This is a genomic window from Pseudomonas sp. P5_A2_2, assembly GCF_054177685.1.
In genome coordinates this window covers 1-2,306 of the sequence record NZ_JBGCUL010000731.1, presented here as the reverse complement: position 1 = coordinate 2,306, position 2,306 = coordinate 1, and the positions used below count along the sequence as shown (strand labels likewise).

General features: G+C 60.2%; 2 protein-coding genes and 1 pseudogene. All 3 read right to left on the bottom strand.

From position 1 onward, the window contains the following. Positions 1-650: DUF3313 domain-containing protein (locus ACXRVY_RS24910; RefSeq protein ID WP_458238509.1), on the bottom strand; the 650-nt coding region annotated here is incomplete at its 3' end. A 50-nt stretch (positions 651-700) separates the two neighbouring features. Then, on the bottom strand, positions 701-1,969 hold the full coding sequence (locus ACXRVY_RS24905; RefSeq protein ID WP_458238508.1) for an OmpP1/FadL family transporter: 1,269 nt from the start codon (positions 1,967-1,969) through the stop codon (positions 701-703). 68 nt (positions 1,970-2,037) lie between these two features. After that, positions 2,038-2,306, bottom strand: a pseudogene (locus ACXRVY_RS24900) (arylsulfatase); the annotation flags it as partial.

Here is a 2,306-nt window from a genome sequence, read left to right as displayed (position 1 = left end):
GTACCCAGTTTGTCGATCGCTGCCTTGAAGTCCTTGGCGGTAATCTTCTGGCTTTCGTTTTCCAGGGCGGTGCCAAACACCTTGCGCACCACTTTGGCCACGGTCTGGTTGCTCTTGGCGTCAACGAACTCGGCTTCGATGAACAGGGTGGTGTCCTGGTCGCGGTGACCGGTGGCGGCCTGAGTTGCCCCGACAACGGCCGCAACGGGTACCACTTCATACCACTTCATGCCTTCGTTTTCGGCGTTCACCCCGGTAATCGCCGCCCGCATGATCAGGGGCCGGGAACCCGCCGGGGCGGATGAGGAAGTGGGTACTACACGGTACTTCTGACCCAGCGAGGCCTTGGCCTTGCTGGTCATGTAGTTCTGAATGTCGGTCAGCGTCTGCTGGTTGACCCGCTCATTGGGTTTGGGGGCCGGGTAAAGCTCCAGTTTGTTGAACACCACAGTGTCATAAGCATTCGGGTTCCACGAAGGGCTGACCCAGCGCATCGCGGTTCCGCCGCTCTGCGTTTGGACTTCCTGCAGGTTGTTGTAGTTGGACAGGAAGCCAGAGTATTGCTCCTTCTCCGTCACTTTCGAGGTGCAACCGCCTAGCAACAGACTGGCCAGCGCGGCGCCGACAAGCAGGTTTCGGGACAGATTCATAGTGGTGTTTACTCCTTGGGTGAAATCGTCGTTCTTTCGTTTACAAAACATCAGAATCGCCAGGTCATATTCCCGGTCAAGGCTTGAATCCAGGCATTGTCGAATTCACCGGAAACTCGATTGCCCGATACGGATTTGGCCTGGTCCACCGGCATGTCGCCGATCCAGACCATGGCCCAGCTGACGTTGACATCGGTGTCCTTGTTCAGGGCATAGGTGGCTCCTGTGGCAATGCGCCAGGATTCGCTCATCGGCACGACCACGCTACGGTTGCTGTCCGAGACGGCACTGCTGTCGTAGGCCACGCCGAAGTTCCACAACCACTGCTCGGTGGCCTGGTATTGCGCGCCAAGGGAAAGGTGCCAGGTGTCCTTGAAGCCGGCGTCGACCGTTGTCGATTGCGCACCAAAGGCCGTGGTGTCGACCTCTACGGCGRTGTCGCCGAACTCGGACCAGTCCTGCCAGTTGGCCGAGGCCAGCAGCGCCCATTGCCGGTCCAGTTGCTGGAACAGGCTCAGGGTGACGGTTTGCGGCACCTTCATGTCGAGTTCGGTGTTGGTGTTGTTGACGCGCTCGAGCAGACGTCCGTCGCCCTTCACATCGAGCCGGTCCTCGAAGTCCAGGTCGACCTGGCTGGTGTAGGTCAGGCCGATGCGCGTGCCGGGTTGCGGGGCGTAGATCACGCCGACGTTGGCGCCATAGCCCCAGGTGTTGTCCCGGTACTTGAATTGGCCGTCAGAGCGGTCAGTGAAGCCGAAAGGGGAGCGGTCGATGGCGGTGTCTGCCTTCAACATGCCGTACATGGCCTTGATGCCCAGGCCGACCGACCACTGCTCGTTGAAGCGATAAGCCACGCTCGGTACCAGCGACAGGCCGAGCAGGCTGGAGTTCTGTGCGAAGTAGCGGCCGGACCAATCGTTGTCGTAGTTGACCGCCAGCCCGAAGTCACCGTACTGGCCGAAACCGACGCTCCAGTGCTCGTCCAGTTCATGGCTGATGAAGAAGCTGCCACCGGGAATCGGATCGAGGGCATTGCCACTGCCGCTGCCCGGGGTGTTGGTGCCGGAGTCGCGGTCGAAGCTCAGGTCGCCATACAGAACCTGCAAGCCGGCGGTGATTTGCGTGCCCGGCAGGTAGCTCATGCCCGCGGGGTTGCTGGCGATGGTCGAGGGGCCTTGTGCACGGGCGGCGGCACCGGCGTTGGCCAGGCCGGCGTTATCAGTGCCGATTTCATAGAGCATGATGCCGCCGGCCCAGGCTTGTTGGCAGCACAGGACAAGTAGCGCAGAGGCGGGCAGGGTAGCGGTTTTTGTCGGCATTGAAATCCCTCAGCAATTGTCCTTTTCGAATACGGGTGGACTGCACCAGCCACCCGTGGATTCGGCTGTTACTTGGCCATCTCTGCCCTGGCCGCGGCGATCTTGGCTTTAACAGAGTCGAGGTTGAAACTCGCGCCTTTTTGCATCGGCGGGAACTCGATCGCTGTTTCTGCCAGTTTGGCCACCTGCTGCTGGACGAACACGAAACGCCAGAATTGGAACTTGAACCAGTCGAAGTATTGTTGCGAACCCTGCGCGGCCTGATTTTCCGGCCAGCCCATGCGCTCGAACGGGTCGAGTCGAAGATTGGTCAGGATCGGCACGTCCACAGCAACTT